Source organism: Halobacillus litoralis (genome assembly GCF_020171725.1).
GTDB lineage: Bacteria > Bacillota > Bacilli > Bacillales > Halobacillaceae > Halobacillus > Halobacillus litoralis_F.
Genome location: NZ_JAIVAJ010000004.1, coordinates 133,052 through 148,410, shown reverse-complemented (window position 1 = coordinate 148,410; position 15,359 = coordinate 133,052). Strand labels below are relative to the sequence as shown.

The 15,359-nt window shown below is 48.2% G+C and carries 17 protein-coding genes; 4 read left to right on the top strand and 13 right to left on the bottom strand.

What is annotated here, in order from left to right:
• Positions 1-24 precede the first annotated feature (24 nt).
• The 13 genes from LCM20_RS09315 to LCM20_RS09255 form a co-directional block, all read right to left on the bottom strand.
• On the bottom strand, positions 25-180 hold the full coding sequence (locus tag LCM20_RS09315) for a hypothetical protein (protein ID WP_225195181.1): 156 nt from the start codon (positions 178-180) through the stop codon (positions 25-27).
• Between the two features lie 156 nt (positions 181-336).
• On the bottom strand, positions 337-1,116 hold the full coding sequence (locus tag LCM20_RS09310; RefSeq protein WP_225195180.1) for a CAP domain-containing protein: 780 nt from the start codon (positions 1,114-1,116) through the stop codon (positions 337-339).
• A gap of 93 nt (positions 1,117-1,209) precedes the next feature.
• Positions 1,210-2,061, bottom strand: coding sequence for an alpha/beta fold hydrolase (locus tag LCM20_RS09305; RefSeq protein ID WP_225195179.1), 852 nt, complete (start codon positions 2,059-2,061; stop codon positions 1,210-1,212).
• Positions 2,062-2,076: 15 nt separating this feature from the next.
• Positions 2,077-2,970: an ABC transporter permease gene (locus tag LCM20_RS09300; RefSeq protein ID WP_225195178.1), complete on the bottom strand. Its 894-nt coding sequence runs from the start codon at positions 2,968-2,970 to the stop codon at positions 2,077-2,079.
• 11 nt (positions 2,971-2,981) lie between these two features.
• Positions 2,982-3,932, bottom strand: a complete 951-nt coding sequence (locus tag LCM20_RS09295) for an ABC transporter permease (protein WP_225195177.1) — start codon at positions 3,930-3,932, stop codon at positions 2,982-2,984.
• Positions 3,933-4,002: 70 nt separating this feature from the next.
• Positions 4,003-5,634 (bottom strand): ABC transporter substrate-binding protein, encoded by a 1,632-nt coding sequence (locus LCM20_RS09290; protein ID WP_225195176.1) that lies wholly within the window; start codon positions 5,632-5,634, stop codon positions 4,003-4,005.
• 20 nt (positions 5,635-5,654) lie between these two features.
• A complete protein-coding gene (locus tag LCM20_RS09285) occupies positions 5,655-6,875 on the bottom strand; it encodes a dipeptidase (RefSeq protein WP_225195175.1) in 1,221 nt (406 codons plus the stop codon).
• Positions 6,876-6,904: 29 nt separating this feature from the next.
• Positions 6,905-7,975, bottom strand: coding sequence for an ABC transporter ATP-binding protein (locus LCM20_RS09280; protein WP_225195174.1), 1,071 nt, complete (start codon positions 7,973-7,975; stop codon positions 6,905-6,907).
• On the bottom strand, positions 7,962-8,978 hold the full coding sequence (locus LCM20_RS09275) for an ABC transporter ATP-binding protein (protein ID WP_225195173.1): 1,017 nt from the start codon (positions 8,976-8,978) through the stop codon (positions 7,962-7,964). The genes LCM20_RS09280 and LCM20_RS09275 overlap by 14 nt, the downstream gene beginning before the upstream one ends.
• Positions 8,979-8,992: 14 nt before the next feature.
• Entirely contained in the window at positions 8,993-9,781 is a 789-nt protein-coding gene (locus LCM20_RS09270) for an IclR family transcriptional regulator (protein WP_225195172.1), read from the bottom strand.
• 269 nt (positions 9,782-10,050) lie between these two features.
• The gene (locus LCM20_RS09265; RefSeq protein WP_225195171.1) at positions 10,051-10,875 is read right to left on the bottom strand and encodes a hypothetical protein; all 825 of its coding nucleotides are present in this window, start codon (positions 10,873-10,875) and stop codon (positions 10,051-10,053) included.
• A 128-nt stretch (positions 10,876-11,003) separates the two neighbouring features.
• Entirely contained in the window at positions 11,004-11,384 is a 381-nt protein-coding gene (locus LCM20_RS09260) for a hypothetical protein (RefSeq protein WP_225195170.1), read from the bottom strand.
• A gap of 59 nt (positions 11,385-11,443) precedes the next feature.
• A complete protein-coding gene (locus tag LCM20_RS09255) occupies positions 11,444-11,818 on the bottom strand; it encodes a hypothetical protein (protein WP_225195169.1) in 375 nt (124 codons plus the stop codon).
• Positions 11,819-11,997: 179 nt separating this feature from the next.
• Here LCM20_RS09255 and LCM20_RS09250 point away from each other — a divergent pair, with 179 nt between their 5' ends.
• The 4 genes from LCM20_RS09250 (at position 11,998) to LCM20_RS09235 (ending at position 15,096) form a co-directional block, all read left to right on the top strand.
• Positions 11,998-12,222 carry a DUF1659 domain-containing protein gene (locus LCM20_RS09250; RefSeq protein WP_225195168.1) on the top strand — a complete coding sequence of 75 codons (225 nt, stop codon included), beginning with the start codon at positions 11,998-12,000 and terminating at the stop codon, positions 12,220-12,222.
• 20 nt (positions 12,223-12,242) lie between these two features.
• Positions 12,243-12,455 carry a DUF2922 domain-containing protein gene (locus tag LCM20_RS09245; RefSeq protein ID WP_225195167.1) on the top strand — a complete coding sequence of 71 codons (213 nt, stop codon included), beginning with the start codon at positions 12,243-12,245 and terminating at the stop codon, positions 12,453-12,455.
• Positions 12,456-12,521: 66 nt separating this feature from the next.
• Positions 12,522-12,656: a YvrJ family protein gene (locus LCM20_RS09240; protein ID WP_225195166.1), complete on the top strand. Its 135-nt coding sequence runs from the start codon at positions 12,522-12,524 to the stop codon at positions 12,654-12,656.
• Between the two features lie 460 nt (positions 12,657-13,116).
• Entirely contained in the window at positions 13,117-15,096 is a 1,980-nt protein-coding gene (locus LCM20_RS09235) for a cold-shock protein (protein WP_225195165.1), read from the top strand.
• The last annotated feature ends 263 nt before the right edge of the window (positions 15,097-15,359 follow it).

Sequence of the window (15,359 nt, the reverse complement as noted above, 5' to 3'; positions counted from 1 at the left end):
CCAACTTAAAAAGGGAACCTCTTCTTATTCCTTCTCAAGCACAACAAGTGAAGATACCATCGGCACCAACCCAACTGGACTTTGAGATACAACCTTCCATCCCTCTTGAAGCAGCTGATTCAACTCATCTACGTTGTTCTTTTTATCGGACTGATAATGAACGGTGATCGCCTTCTGCATCGTGCACCTCCTTAAGATTACATTCAAGCTTATGTTAGTCAAAGCTTACCATAGGATTCCCTCCATGACGATGTTCAAGGAATCAATGAATTCACAAAAAAAGAACCACAAGCCCCACAGCCCGTTAAAGCTGCACACTTGCGGTTCCCTCACATCTTATTTAGTCCCGAACAACTGAACATAATAATCATACGCCATTCCATTCTCATTCGAACGGTAATGCCCGATTCCGATCCGCTCCTGGTCGCTCAAAATATTCGCACGGTGACCGGGGCTGTTCATCCAGCCTTCGACGACCGCTTCAGCCGATTGATAGCCGGCCGCAATATTTTCCCCGACACTTCTATAGGCAGGGTTCGCTTCTCTCACCATGTCAAACGGCGATCCGTAGACAGGAGAGTTGTGGGCGAAATAATCGTTCTCGTAAAAGTCCTTCGCTTTCTTGTTCGCCAGCGCCTCAAGCTCCGCGTCACGGACGAAAGGCTCAAGCCCCTCTGCTTTGCGCTCTTTATTCGTCAGCTCAAAAATGTCCGTGATCATCTGCTCCGATGATCCGGTCTCATCCGGCGTTTCCTCAGGCTCGTCCACCTGCTCAGCCGGGATTTCGAACGCTTTTTCCACTTGGTCTACAAGATGCTTGCCACTCACAGCATGGACACTTTCGGTGATGATCAATCGGTAGCTCCCGGGAGCGTATGCCTCTGTGTTTACAACTTTCAACACGTCGCTTTCTACCAGTGCAAGCTCGACCGTATCGATTCGCTCATTGTCCTCATTCAAGACGAAAACGGTCTGTTCATTGAACGAGCTTTCGTACATGTCGGTATTGAAGGTGACGGTCCATTCCTTATCGGCCGCCACTTCCTCCGCTGAAACAGCAGGCGCAAACAGCAGAAGCGCTGCGCACATGGTGAGTAAAGTTCCTATGTATTTCATGTTGATTCCTCCTCTATTTTCTCTAGTATACTATAAGCCTCTCCGCTCACATAAAAAGAAAACCAGACTGAAGTCAGCCTGGTTTAATCTGATTCATGTATGAGTTGAAGAAACTGCATGTTCCTTCAAAAACGACCGGACAAGCTCAAGGTAGTCCGCATTCTCTTCCAGTTGCGGAGAATGTCCGCTATTTTCAAAGATGACCAGTTTAGCGTGAGGCACCTCTTCTGCAATCGTCTCCGAGCAGACGACAGGCGTCACCCAGTCATGCCGCCCGACTGTGACCAGCGTCGGCACCTTGATTGTGGACAGCTGATCGATAAGGTCGAATCCAGGCTTGTTGTAACGGAACGCGTAATTATGCGTCTCATGGCGGTAATAGATTTGATCCAAGCGCTTCTTCACAGCTTCCTCATCGTACTCGACGGTGTAGAGAGGCTGAATCAAAGTGAAGAGTTCCTTCAAGTCTTCATCTGAATGCACTTTCCCTTCAAACAGACGATTCATATTCTCTTCCGTAATGCCCGGTATGCTACTGTCAAGCGCCTTGTCGATCGACAGACGATCGAACTCACTGCTTGCGGCTGTGTCCCTGAGGAGGACGTGAGTGACACTATCTGGATAGCGGATGGCATATTCGAGCGTAAGGAATCCGCCATAAGAGCCTCCAAGAATTTTGATCGGTGCTCCGACGAGCTCTTGCCTCAAAGCCTCGATATCTGCCGTCCACTGTTCATGGGTGAAAGGCGGATTTCCACCCGACCTCCCCGATCCCCTCATATCCATGAAGACCAGCTTATATTGGTCACCGAGTTCCATGAAGGCTTTGATGTCGCCGCGACAGTCTCCAAGTCCCGGGGCCCCGTGGATGAAGAAGATCACCTCACCGTCAGGATTGCCAAGCACTTCGTAATAGAGCTCATTATCATTGATTTCAATGTACAAAATGATTCCTCCTATTTATTTTTTCGCAAATCGAGGATCCAAAGCATCTCTCAATCCATCACCGAGGAAGTTATAAGCGAGTACGACGATGGTAATCGCTACACCCGGAAGTACACCTAAAATCGGCGCTGTCCAAATATACTGTTGGGAATTTTGCAACATGTTCCCCCACGTCGGTGTCGGAGGTTGGATGCCTAGTCCGAGATAACTGATCGCACTCTCCGTCAGGATCGCCCAAGCAATAGCAAGCGTTCCGGAAACGATGATGGACGGGAGAATCTGAGGAACGACGTACTTCAGAAGAATCCGTCTAGCCGATGCTCCTGCCGCATTCGCGGCTTCCACAAATTCATACTCCTTCCACTTCAACGTCTCCCCGTAAACGACACGTGCGATTTCCACCCAGCCGGTCAGAGCAATGACGACTACGACCATCACCGGTGTCGTTCCAAGAACAGTCAGAGCGACAAGGACGAAGAAGAAGTTCGGAATCGCCATCATCGCTTCTGTGATCCGCATCAGAATCGATTCAACGACTTTGCCGAAGAACCCGGCACAAGCCCCGATAATCGTCCCGATGATCAGTGAAAACAACATCGCACAAAGTCCGACGAGCAGCGTCACACGCCCACCGTGAAGCATGCGCGCGAAGACATCGCGTCCTAAATCATCGGTTCCAAATGGGTGCTGCAGCGTCCACGGCGCCAAAGCTCCCACGTCCGTCAGTTCATCCGGTGAAAGTGGCCAAAGGACGGGACCGACGAACACGACGAAATGAACGATGAGTAAAAACCAAAGCGAGAAAAAAGCTACTTTGTTCTGCTTCAGTCTCGTAAGTAAAACAAACCGGCGCTTCTCTTCTTGCGGTTCTGCTTGATTCACATCTTCTTTCAAAGAAGCTCCTAACATTCTGTCCCCTCCTATGCCAAATTTTTCACGCGTGGATCCACTTGAGAATAAACAACATCCACGACCAGATTACTGACGATGACAACCAGTGTGATGACGACGGTAATGCCCATAATCAACGGATAATCCCGTCCGTTCGCCGCTTCGATGATCAACGTGCCTATTCCAGTCCAGCCGAAGATCGCCTCTGTAATGACGGCCCCGCTCAACAATCGAGGGATCAACACCCCGATGATGCTGATAATTGGAATCAGAGCGTTCCTCAACGAATGTACATAGAGCACGACGAATTCCTTCGCCCCTTTTGAACGTGCTGTTCGGATATAGTTCTGCGAGATGACCTCAAGCATCGAGGACCTTGTGAACCGGACGATGTTCGGAAGCACGGTCGTAGATAAAATCAAGACCGGCATTGCGAGGTGAGAGAGCCACCCTCCGAACTCGAAATCCGCCCCTCTTGGCCCGACACCTGATGAAGGAAGCCATCCAAGTTCCACAGAGAACAGTAGAATCAGCATGAGGCCTAGCCAGAAAGAAGGGACAGAAAGCCCGATGACACTAGAGAAGTTGATGACGTGATCGGTCGCCTTCCCTCTTTTCAAGGCGGACATCACGCCGAGTATGATGCCGGCAGCAACTGAGAAAATGATGGTGAAAACCGTCAATTCAATCGTATACGGCAGTCGATCGGCAATACGCTGCACAACGGCTTCACTCGAGTTAAACGAAGTCCCGAGGTCCCCTTGAAGCGCACTCCCCACCCATTCGAAATAGCGGATGATGACCGGCTCATCCAATCCGAGCCGTTCAATCATCGCCTGACGTTCTTCAGGTGAAGCGTCCATCCGCATGACTCCGTTCGGACCGCCTGGTGCGAGATTGATGAGGAAGAATGTAATCACGGTCACGATGAACAGCAGAATGATGCTTTGTCCAAAGCGGTTAAGTAAAAATCGAACCACGCAGATTCTCCTCCTTTTCTAATAGATAGGAAGTGCGCGAAAACCCCCGCGCACTTCACAGATCTGACCTTTATTCCTCCATGTACCACTCTTGAATGTAATGAAGTGTATCACCAAAGGCGAGTTCAGGTACGCCGCTGATATTCGAGCGTTTCACCTGCACTTCCTGTGGGTACCAGAGGAACATGTAAGGAAGTTCTTCTGCCATTAACTTCTGAGCTTCCGTATAAATCTCTTTCCGTTCCTCGACACTGCTAGTTTCCGCTCCTGCTTCTAGAAGACGATCCATTTCATCGCTTCGGTAAGCTGGAATGTTGTTACCTTGATCGGCAAAGTCAGAGTGCATATACGCCTTCAAATCCGGATCAGGCGGGTAACGCCACCAGTTCAAGGTCATCGCATAGTCACGCTGAATGACGACTTTATCGATCATCGTGTTCCAATCCATCGTGTTCAGCTCGACGTCCAGACCGACATCGATCAAGTATTGCTGGACAAGCTGAGCGATGGCTTCCAAGTCACCCTGGATTCCGATATCGAAGACGATTTCGAAATTCTCGCCGTCTTTATCGACAAATCCATCTCCGTCTGTGTCTTCCCATCCGGCTTCAGCCAAAAGCTGTTTCGCCTGTTCTGGGTCATATGGATACTGCTTCACATCATCCGTGTAATACTCGCTCAAGGCAGGTGTGATTCCGGCATTGGCAATCGTTCCGTACCCTTGAAGAACCGTATCGATGATGTTCTCACGATCCATCGCATACTCCATCGCCTGTCTCACTTTCACATCCTGGAACCGCTCCTGCTGCTGGTTGACGATCAGCCAGAAGAATCGGTTCGTATCGCGTCCGTTGACGTCCACTCCATCCGCACTCTCAATCCGTTCCACCGCTGACGTATCATCCAACGCAAAGATCGAAAGCTCTCCACTCAAGAGCTGCGCAACGTGCGTGTTCGCATCCGGAAGTATTTTGTACTCGACTTCATCCAGTTTGGCGGTATCGCCGAAGTAGTCATCGTTGCGTTCAAGCACAACACTTTGACCAGATGTGTAAGACTTGATCTTGAATGGTCCTGTTCCAACCGGATTCTCCTTGTTGAAGCTCGTCAAGTTCCATGGATCCTGCCCTTGGAAAATGTGCTCCGGAATAACCTCTGTATTGAAGCTCAAATAGGCAGGGAGTGCAGCCACAGGACTGCTCAAGTTGAACTGAACGGTGTACTCATCTACCGCTTCAACGCTCTCCACTTGACCGAAGTAAGAAGCACTGTTGGCTCCGAGTTCTTCATTCAACGTAATTTCATTGAAGGTAAAGGCAACATCTTCCGCCGTGAAGTCTTCTCCATCATGCCATTTCACATCCTGACGCAGATTGAACGTCCATGTCAGACCGTCCTCTGAAGTTTCCCACGATTCTGCAAGGTCAGGAGCCGGTACAAGGTCTTTCCCAGGCTTCGTCAATCCGTCAAAAATAACACGGTTGATGACGTTCGATTCTGCATAAGCATTAGGATGCCAAGGATTGAAGGTCGGATCAGCTACAATCGGAATGGAAATGGAGCCGCCTTCTGTTGATTCACCCGAAGACTCAGGTTCTGCCCCTTCCGCTTCCTCTGAAGCTTCATCCCCACCATAGGCACATGCTGCAAGGAACATCGTCATAACAACTATCGTTACAAAGAGCCACCATTTTCGTCTCATATTTTATCGTTCCTCTCTCGTTATTTTGCCCATGTCTCTTTCAGGACGCGTAAAATGTTCCCTCCTGCAACCTTCTGGATATCTTCTCTGCTGTAGCCTTTCGCAACGAGCCAGCGAATGATATTCGGGAAGCATTCTGCCGGGTTCTCAAGACCTTTCACGTACTCGACTCTCTCCATTGAAGACTTCTGAGCGCTCTTGATCGACAGCTGTCCGGCAAGCGTGTTGTGCAGTCCGACGTGATCCCCGAATAATGTATCTGGTCCAAAGGCGACGTGATCGATGCCTACAAGGTTTGCGGTATATTCAAAATGCTCCATAAAGGAATCGATATTATGATGCGGATGGTTGTCCGATACCGTCGAATGAGGTGCAGCTTCGATACCAATGACGCCGCCCTTTTCCGCACAGGCCTGAATGACGCTGTCCGGCTTCATACGCTTCGTATCCCATACGCCTCTTGCTCCAGCGTGGTTAATCGTAACAGGCTTCGTGCTTGTCTCAATCGTATCCAGCGCTGTTTGGTCCCCGGCGTGCGATACATCGACTGTAATGCCGAGTTTATTCATCCGCTCGACCGCCTGCTTTCCAAATACCGATAAACCTGCGTCATTCGGTTCGCGTAATCCTGACCCCAGCATGTTGGATTCCGAGTAACAAACGCCCATCGTACGAATGCCGAATCCATAGAGCACATCTAGACGATCCAGTTCATTTTCGATCATCGAAGCCGATTCCAGCGCGCCGACAAAAGCGATCTTCCCTTCCTTCTTCGCACGTGTCAGATCTTCGATTCTTTCTGCTTTAATGATCATATCCTGATGGGCGATATCGCTGTAGCGTATACCCAAATCATGGATGACATCTGACCACTTCCAACCTGCCATCGAGGTGATCATCGCCGTGCCATCCATAAAGTTCTCGAAGATGACATCAAGCCCGGAATGGCTCAACGCTTCAAATGCCGTGAAATCACGCCCCTGGCGCCGGAACTCGTAAAACTGATTTAAATCCTCCGGGGCAATGAAGGTATGCTCGTGCATCGAAATCATCAGGTCCTCTTCCAGGATGGATTGAACATAGGCTTCCTGGTCATTCGAAACTGGGTAAGAGAAACTTGGTACACGTTCGATTTCCTCAGCCAACTTATACTCTTTGAAGTCTTTACCTGCTTCTAAATATTGAAATGATTTATAGCCATCATAGACTTTTTTATTTCCTTTTTTGATTACCTCAGACAAAGGTGATTCCCCTTTCTAATTCGAATGGCTTATGCCATAATAAGGTTATTGGTATTTTTTTCAGGTTGTTCCTTACGTTGTTTAATTGCATCTTTCAACGTCTGCCCTTTCTCAAGTGGGTAATGGCAAGCCGTGAAATGGCCGTTTCGCGTTTCCTGCCATGCAGGAGCTTCCTGACTACATCGTTCGGTGGCAAGTGGGCACCTCGTCCTGAAATTGCAACCAGAAGGTGGGGAAGCTGGTGAAGGCACCTCACCTTTCAAAACGATGCGTTCTTTTCTAGCTTCCGGATCTGCCTCCGGAACCGTAGAGAGCAAGGCCGCTGTATATGGATGAGCGGGTTCATTGAAAATAGAATCCGTATCCGATAGTTCAACCAGTTTTCCTAAGTACATCACACCGACACGATCTGAAATATGACGGACGACATTCAATCCATGAGCGATAAAGAGCAGTGTCAATCCCATTTCTTTCTTCAACTCAATCAATAGGTTGATGACTTGGGACTGGACGGATACATCAAGAGCAGAGACGGGTTCATCAGCCACAATGAATTCCGGCTGAAGAGCAAGAGCTCTCGCAATGCCGACCCGCTGACGCTGTCCTCCAGAGAACTCGTGTGGGTAACTGTGATACCGCTGTGGATCGAGCCCTACAAGCTCCAACAATTCCTTCACTTTCTTTTCCTTTTCTTTCCCTCTCGCAATGCCATGGATTTCATACATTTCACCTATGATTTGACCGATTGTAAAGCGCGGATTCAACGAGCCAAATGGATCCTGGTAAATGATCTGCATATCCTTTCTGAGGGCACGCATCTCTTTTTTTGTGTAGTCGAGAATATTCTTCTGGTCGTACACCACTTCTCCTGAAGTCGGATCCTGCAGCCTTAAAATATTCCGGCCGAGCGTTGACTTCCCACACCCGGATTCTCCGACAAGCCCCAAGGTTTCCCCTTTGTAAATCTCGAACGATACATCATCAACGGCCTTCAGCGTCTGCTTCTTCCTCCCTAAGGCCCCACCTCCTTTAATCTCAAAGTATTTCTTCAAATTCTTGATCTCAAGCAACGGCTCGTGATTCGATTCATGTGGATTCAACGGGATCCTCCTTCCTTTCAGAAGCTTCTCTTTGCGATGCCAAAAATTCTTCTACGTGCCAACAGGCCACTTGACGACTGCATTTTCTTTCGAGAGGCGGCTCTTCCTCGTGACACTTCTTAGTCGCAAGCGGACAGCGTGGAGCGAACCGACACCCTTCCGGCATTTGATTTAAGCCTGGAATCGTCCCTTCTATAGTAGGAAGCAGTTCGCCTCTTGCCCCGCTCATCTTCGGAATCGACTCCAGCAACCCCTTCGTATACGGGTGATGCGGCTGGTCGAATAGGTCCTCTGTCTTCGCGATTTCCATCACCTTACCGGCATACATGATGATGATCCGGTGTGAAAGCTCTGCGGCGACGCCGATGTCGTGGGTAATCAACATAATCGACATTTCTTCTTCGTCTCTCAACTTCCGGAGCAGCTCGAGAATCTGAGCTTCAATCGTGACATCAAGCGCCGTCGTCGGCTCATCAGCAATCAGAAGCTTCGGCTTTGAAGCCAATGCAATGGCAATCATCACCCGCTGCCGCATGCCCCCGGAAAGTTCGTGAGGGTATTGCTTCAACCTTGTCTTCGGCTCTGACAACCCGACCATCGTAAGAAGTTCCTCTGCCCTGTCCATCGCCTGCTTTTTAGAGAGGGGCTGGTGATAGCGGATGGCTTCGACAATCTGCTGGCCTACCGTGAAGACGGGATTCAAAGCTGTCAGAGGTTCTTGGAAGATCATTGAAATCTCAGCCCCTCTGAGCTTCCTCATTTCTTCATTGGACTTCGTCGTCAACTCTTCTCCCATGTATTCAATCGATCCACTGACGATTTCACCATTTTCAAACTCGACAAGACGCATTACCGACATCGACGTTACACTCTTCCCGCTCCCGGATTCTCCCACGATGCAGACGGTCTCCCCTTTTTCGATATCAAAGGACACCCCATCCACAGCACGTACAAACCCTTCCTTTCCCCTGTATCCAGTCACGAGACGATCAACCTTTAACATGGATCCACCTCCTATTAATGAAGACTCTCTAGTAAAAAGTTCCGTCTGGTAGGAAAACAAACCTTACTCAAAATCGAATCGAGCTCCGGGCGATGGCGTTCGAGGTTTGGCAGTATTTCTTGAGCCACTTCCTCCGTTAGACGATAGCTCGGACCGGCAATCGACAATGACCCAAGCACCTTATGCCCGTAATCAAACAACGGAATTGAAACAGCCGCAACATCACTGATTGTTTCTCCAGCTGAGTAGGCCCACCTGTTCCGATCAATCTCCTCCAGCCTTTGCAGCAACGCATCCGCGGAGGGAACTAAATCTGGATGAGTCTCCGCTCCCTGACGAACAATCCGTCTCTGCACGTCTTTCGGTAAATGACAAAGGATGACCTTATGAGAGGCTCCTATGTATAGCGGCGATCTACGACCGACAGACCCTGCAAATCTCACCTGTTGACTACTCTCGACAATCTTTGAAAATACTCCTTCTTCGTTATCTAAAAGAGTCATGACGACACTCTCTCCTGTTTCGGATGCAATCTTATGCATAATCGGGTGGATGATTTCTGATATTTGGAAGTGCTGCTCTACGACGTTACTTAGCTCCAGCAACTTGATTCCAAGCTCGTACTTCTGCGTATCCACACTACGGTACACGTAGCCTCTCTCCTCAAGCGTCGTCAGCATTCTGTGAACGATCGTATGACTCATATCCAGTTCACGCGACAACTCTCTAAGCCCCCATTTCGGATGCTTCAAGGTGAACATGTCCAATACTTGGAGGGCTTTGTCGACGGTTTTCGAACTCATTTGCTGCCACCACCTTCTAAGTGGTTCGATAATAGAACCAATATTCTGAATTTTGTGATTAGTATTTATATTAGCATAGAATCATAATTATGCAATAGCGTATTTGACATTTTTCGATTTGTATGCAGGATATTCAGTTGATAGATGGCTGTTTGGAAGCGCTATGAAAAAATTCATAAAAAAAGAGGCCTCCTTTTCGAAGACCCCACCACTTTATGATTCTGATCTCTCATCAGTCATAAAAGAAGACACTAAGAAAATGCTGACCCTTACGTTGCGAACCACTTTCCCTCCAGCGCTTTCACATAACGTTCCGCGGACTGCTGAACGACTTTTGAAGCATCGTTTCGCACCACTTTATGAAAAGCATTGTAAAGGATATTGAAGGATAAGCCGGCAGTCTTCTGCGCCATCTCTTCCACCTTACTCGCTGGTAACGGAATCAAGTTCGGATAACTATACATGAAGCTCACCCAATTCCGGTCCTGAACCACTTGGATGATGTCCCCCGTAAGCAGTGTACCGCGCCCCTCATTCCCGTTTTTCCAATGGAGCACAGCCCCACCTTTGAAATGACCTCCAAGACGATGCAGCGTCACACCTTCCTTCAACTGTTTTTCTTCCCCTTTCCAAAAATGGATGCGCTCACTCGGTTCCATCACCCATTCCCGATCATCCGCATGAATATAGATCGGTGCATCAAACACCTCCGCCCAGTCAGATTGCCTGGAATAATAGTGAGGATGCGAAAGCGCAATGGCATCAATGCCACCCAAAGACTGAATAAATTCAACCGTTTCGTCATCGAGGTAAGTTAGGCAGTCCCAAAGAGTTATGAAGCCATCCTCGACCACAAGATACGCCGTTTGACCGATGCCGATTTCCGGTGTCGTCGTGATGCTGTATAGCCCTTCCTCTTCTTGCTTAATAACATTTCGATATCTTCCACTGCTTATCAATTCATCATGAGTCGTCCAGGATTGACCATCCGGATTCACATATTGTCGTTCTTCCTCACAAATCGGACACGCTTTCGGTTCTTCTGAGCTCGCCGGGTATTGCACCCCGCACGTCGTACATACATATTTTTTCATTGGTTACTCCCCTTTTTTAGATCTACTATAAAGATACAGGGAGTTTGAACGGCCGCCATCGGCCAGGGAACGGAGAGCAGCTATGACTTTGGGAGTACGAAATTGAAATCCCCCTATGATGATCGTAATCATTCATTAAGGAAGACAACGCTCGAAAACATTGTTCCGTTCTGGAGGTTCAGTTCGACCATATAAGAGACTCGATCGCCTGTCAGGTTATACTCTTGAAGCACATCCACTAGTTCTTCCTCTAACCCGAACGCCTCCTTGGAGTCAGGCTTCGTAAAAGTTGTCTGAACCACAATGGATTTCCGCTCTTCGTCAAACTGGACGGACTTCACTTTTTCTTCATTTGAGAAATGTTTTTGTATGTAGTCTATAATTCCGACTGCTTCTTGCGGGCTTGGTATCGTATCTTCTATTGCCTCTACATTGGATTGGGGTGAATCTAGAACGAACAAGAAAAGGAACGACAGCATAAGCACTCCAACGAATATCATTGTTTTCAATGGATGACACCTCCGATATTCGGAGTATATGCTGCCTTTTCCGTCACATGTGTAAGGCCTTACGAACGCGGTTCCAGCGTGAAGTTCTCCTCCTGATCGTCCCACTCAATCGTTACCGTCACCTCATCCTCTCTTTCCGTCGTGTCACACCCCGAACAGCCAGATGATGGAGTGATGACGCCGTCTTCTGACAACGGTGCCGTGCCGTTTCCACTCCCGGACCCTGCATCATAGGAATAATCAATGGTCTCAGGCGGCTCTCCATCTCCGACATAGGCGATGCGCAGCTCTGTGGATTCTTCATTTTCCCCGGTCACCTCCACGTTGTACTGCACCGACCACGTCTCACTTCTATCCTGGAACGTGATGATGTCCTGATTCGAACAAGCACTGACCATGAACAACAAGACCAATGAAGCCAACCATTTCTTCACAGCAACCCCTCCTCCTTTTTTATACGAAAAGGGACTGGGAAATGTTTCAAATCAGGAAATCTGGGGACGGTTCTCTTGTTCCACAGCAGAGTCTCAGTAAAAAAATGAGCCTTTTTTTTGAAGATATGACACCTTTTCGTGATTCGCTTCGATTATAGAAGTGAAAGGAGGTGATCGCAATGGCCGTAAACGCAGAACTAATGGACAGCCGCCTCGTACTTACATTCGAGGACGGAGTCGATGAAGTCGGAAACCCAGTCTACCGCACGAAGTCGTTCAACAACGTGAAGACGACAGCAACAGAAGAGCAGCTTCACGGAGTGGCAACTGCGCTGGAACCCCTTCAGCAGCGCGTCTTGTTCTCCATCGAACGAGATGACGAATTCTTGATCTACGAATCTTAATTTAGAAAGGAGGAGCTCGAATGAAAAAGCTTGAATTGAAATTTCTCAACGAAGATGGCAAGACGGTGACGATCTCGCTTGAACAGCCGGTCGAACCTGCCGATCCCGCCTTAATCAATGCGGCGATGGACGCCATCATCACTCAGAACTGCTTCAACTCGACAGGCGGAAATCTCGTCGCTAAGAAAGAAGCACGCATCGTCGAACGTAACGTCTTCGGTATCGAAATCTAAACGAAAAGCCGCTATGGTGCTATCATAGCGGCTTTTTCTACCATAAAAAAAAGAGAGGTGTGTACGATGGATATGTGGTTTGCTTTTGTCACCGATGTCGGCTTCCCGATTGCGGTCACCTTCTACCTGCTGCACCGTATCGAGGGCAAGCTGGATCTGATGATCGAAACCCTTCATCAAATACCGGATAAGTGGAAATGAATCGTGCGTTAGGTGTGAAAGCGTCGTGAGAAATTGTCTCACGACGCTTTTGGTCTGTGGTGAGGAGGAAAATCGACGTGAGAGTGGTTCTCTCAACATTTTCAGAGAAAAACTCATGAAGAAACGGTCTAGACGAAGGGTGTCTAGACCGTTTCTCGTGCTGAGAGTCAAAATTCATCCCCTTACGAGATCCTCTTTACTGTTGAGGTTTGAAAAGCGCTCAGCCCATTATCCTTGAGATAGATTCCTTGACTTTTTTATCGTCAAGAGAATTAAACATTCTGTGAGTCAAATGGGATATATTTATCACTCCCCTTTCTCCTCCATGGAAAGTCTCTATTCCGCTGCAAACGTAACAATTACACAAAGATTCTTCTTGCATACACCCACAACGCTAGGAAAGATATGTATAATCGGTAGAGGAATATGAACATTTGTTACCATCTTAGGAGGGATTATCTTGAGGCAATACGGAAGCATCAAATGGTTCGGCGGGTTTCGTCGAAATGACCGAGGAGAGCGGATTGAAAATCATTTCGGCTTTATTCAGAGACCGGATCAAGAAGACCTTTACATACATAAAAACGATCTCCTCACGTCGCCCGAGACACTGCGTGAAGGAATCATAGTAACATTCGAAATCGGAGAAAACAGAGGAAAAGAAAAAGCGGAGAGGCTGAATATTCTTGACGATGAAGAAGACAAGGACGTGTTGACGTCTGTGTTCTTTGACCCTGCCCCCACCTTTTTCGAATCTGCTTTGGCAAAGCTTGCCCCCCTTTTAACAAAGGAGAAGGGCGCCGAGCTTGCCCATGAGAAATTGACACAACTTAAGCATCATGAAGTGGGCGTTAAAAGATTGATGAAGCGCTTGCCGAGTGAATGGGTGGTACACGATAAGAGGTTATGGAGCTATTTAGATCCGGGAGAAGTGTTTGATGAAATCATCGCTGTGTGGGATGAATCCACGGACTGGCATGAGGAGCTCGCAACGATCGCTCAGGAGAAGCTTTTCACGACGAAGGATTTCGACCGGATTCCGATTTCTTTATATGAAGTCGAAGATATCCGGCGACATTTCTCCCCGATGCTTCAAATTCAAGGATTACTTGCGCTGATTCGTAAACGCCGAAAGCCTGTCACGTACAAGAAGATAATCAGAGGTCTGATACGAGAAGCGGACAACCCTCTGAATATGTGGAAGCTTCTCCCGACCGATTTGTTAAAAGAAGAACCTTTTTGGCCACATGCTCCGAAAGAACTCATGATTCCGCTTCTTCGAGATGAGCATTTGACAGACGAAGTCATAAGCCAGTGTGAAGGATGGGTGGAGGAAGCAGACGGTGATGTCGGCAAGAGTATGCTCGTCTCCCGTCTGCCGCAATCCTTTCAGAAGAACCCGTCCTTTTTCCTTTACGTCCCTGGGCCACATCAAGTGGAGCTCATGTGGGAACGTCTATTGTTGAACCCACTTGATGTGTGGGAGGAACTGTCTTACGAGGGAAAAGCTTTTGCGATTTATCGTCACGCAAAAGAACACCGGCAAATGGACTCAATTAACGAAATCGGCCGGCGGGAGTCGAGCAAGATTTTGAAGGCGATGCTCCTTTTCCTTTATGCGGCATCTGAATCTCGGGCTGTTGGACGGAATCTATTCAAGCGCGCCCATGCGTACATCCAAGAGGATATTTTAGATATGGCTCAAGACATGTCACGTGATGTGAACGTCTCCCCCCTTCTCCCTTCTTGCTCAGAAAGGGTCGTGAAGCATTGTGAAGGGGTTTATTGGGATGCAACAGACTATGAAACGAATGAAAAAGTGACCAAGATCTTTTGCCCGCGAACAAAGTCAGAATGCCCTGCTTGGTCGAAGGTGACGAGAAGAGGCGCCATCCTGCGCGCGGATCAGACGAAGGACTACAGAGACTGGTCCCTTCATGAGTTGCTCTCCTATAGCAGTGTCACGCCTGAGTTACCTGACTTACAAGATCCATCCGAATACGTTAATAAGCTTAGCGGCTGGGTGAACCGCATCCGTGAAATCCGGGAGCGTTTGAAGTGTAGTGGATGCAAGACATATATGACGAACAACTTTACGTATGCTAAAGAGCTGGCGCGCTACAGAAGCACGGTCGTAAACTGTTCCTCTTCTGAAAAAGGCCCCCATGATACCAATGTATATTTGAATCACTGTTGGGGCTGTAATGAGGTGATCGATAGCCGTGAGAGTCCTGTGCGCATCGATGGCTACTATATCTGCCAAGGGTGTGGAAGTGGTCCTCAAAAGCATAAGACCTACCGCCAAGGGACTCGCTGTCCGAAATGTGCGGGGCATGACATGCAACAGACATCGAGCGACGGTCGAACCTATCAATGCCAAGACTGCTCACACATTATCCGCATTCCCCCTTGGTTCAGATTAACAGGATCATCAGAATAGTTCTTTACCATTAAATCCATATAGGAAGCCAAAACCGCAGAGATCAACCTCATCTCTGCGGTTTCTTATGAGAAATAGCAAATAACGCTGTTTGGAGCACACCTCAGCCATGTCGTGATGAATGAGAAATGATATAAAGTCTATCGATATGCCGGATCTTCTATTCTTTTAAGTTCCTTCCCCCTCCCCTTCCAAACAGTCGAATAATGTCAACTCTAGTATTCCGTTATTTTTTCACCTATTATTTTACATAGGAACACAAC